1 protein-coding gene and 1 pseudogene are annotated in these 1053 nt (G+C 66.8%); both read left to right on the top strand.

All coding sequences use genetic code 11. The features are described from left to right. Nucleotides 1-41: 41 nt before the first annotated feature. A complete protein-coding gene (locus QMK24_RS41290) occupies nucleotides 42-872 on the top strand; it encodes an IS5 family transposase (protein ID WP_283472059.1) in 831 nt (276 codons plus the stop codon). Further along, nucleotides 869-1053: pseudogene (locus tag QMK24_RS41295) on the top strand (hypothetical protein); the annotation flags it as partial. The gene QMK24_RS41290 and the pseudogene QMK24_RS41295, both read left to right, overlap by 4 nt.

Genomic DNA, 1053 nt, shown 5'->3' on the forward strand with positions numbered 1-1053 from the left:
TCTCTGCCGGTCAGGCGTTCGGGGTTCGCTTGGGTGGCGGGATGAGTGGTCGCAATCCGTACCCGAGTGATCTCACCGACGAGCAGTGGAAGTTGGTCGAGCCCGTGATCAGCGCCTGGAAGGCCGAGCACCCCTCGGCCACCGGCCATCAGGGCAAATACGCGATGCGGGAGATCGTCAACACGATCCTCTACCAGAACCGCACCGGCTGTCAGTGGGAGTACCTCCCGCACGATCTGCCGCCGAAGAGTGCGACGTACTACTACTTCGCCGCCTGGCGTGACGACGGCACCGACCAGACCGTTCACGACCTCCTGCGCTGGCAGCTGCGCGAGAGCCGGAAGCGATTAGCCGACCCGAGTCTGGTGGTCCTGGACACCCAGAGCATCCACGCGGCCGTCGGCGTCCCGGCCGCCACGACGGGCAAGGACGCCGCGAAGAAGGTGCCGGGCAGGAAGAGATGCCTGGCCGTGGACGTGTTGGGCCTCGTCGTCGAGGCCGTCGCCCTGCCGGCGTCCGCGCACGACAACGCTGCCGGCATCGCCCTGCTGAACGGTGTGGCCGCGCAGACCGACACGGTGCGGAAGGCCCTGGTCGACCAGGGCTTCAAGAAGAGCGTCGTCGACCACGGCAAGACTCTCGGCATCGATGTCGAGATCGTCGAGCGCAACCCGGCCGAGAAGGGCTTCGTCCCGCAGGCCAAGCGGTGGATCGTGGAGCAGACGAACGGGATCTTGATGTTCTACCGCCGTCTCGTGCGTGACTACGAACACCGGCTCGCCTCCTCCCGCTCGCGGGTGTTCTGGGCGATGACGTCGGTCATGGCCCGCCGCCTCACCGGCATCACCCTCCCCTCCTGGAGGGCCGCGTGAGTGACATCCCTCAGGTCGAGGCCGTACTGGCCTACGTCGAGGTCCGCGAGAACGAAGTCTGCGAGCAGACCGGACGGCTTCGGGACCAGATCGCCGAACTCACCGCCCGCCTCTGCGAGTTCGACACCGAGAGCGAGAATCTGCAGATCACCCGCAAGACCCTCCTCAACCTCCCCGCACC

It is taken from the genome of Streptomyces sp. PH10-H1, from assembly GCF_030063355.1.
In the GTDB taxonomy this organism is placed as follows: Bacteria; Actinomycetota; Actinomycetes; order Streptomycetales; family Streptomycetaceae; genus Actinacidiphila.

Coding starts and splice junctions, on each gene's coding strand:
- QMK24_RS41290 (WP_283472059.1), top strand. CDS start 42: ATGAGTGGTCGCAATCCGTACCCGAGTGATCTCACCGACGAGCAGTGG.